The sequence below is a fragment of the Bacillus sp. SIMBA_008 genome (genome assembly GCF_046535495.1).
In the GTDB taxonomy this organism is placed as follows: Bacteria; Bacillota; Bacilli; order Bacillales; family Bacillaceae; genus Bacillus; species Bacillus subtilis.
Genome location: NZ_JAWRWL010000988.1, coordinates 1 through 248, shown reverse-complemented (window position 1 = coordinate 248; position 248 = coordinate 1). Strand labels below are relative to the sequence as shown.

General features: G+C 47.2%; 1 protein-coding gene. It reads left to right on the top strand.

Features of this window, described 5'->3' with window-relative positions:
• A partial coding sequence (locus SB658_RS26345) for a condensation domain-containing protein (protein WP_410603450.1) occupies positions 1 to 248 on the top strand: 248 nt, incomplete at both ends.

The window sequence follows — 248 nt, the reverse complement described above, 5'->3', positions numbered from 1 at the left end:
TCAAAGGAAAAGTCAGCCTGACTCCTATTCAGCATTGGTTTTTCGAACAAATAACGACAGATCAGCATTATTATAATCAAGCCGTCATGCTGCATGCGCCGGAAGGTTTTCAGGAAACGCAGCTTCGTCAAACCCTGCAAAAACTTGCTGAACATCACGATGCGCTCCGTATGACGTTCCGGACTACGGAAAATGGCTGCGAGGCACAGAATGAAGAAATCGCCCAAAGCGGACTGTACCGCTTAGAA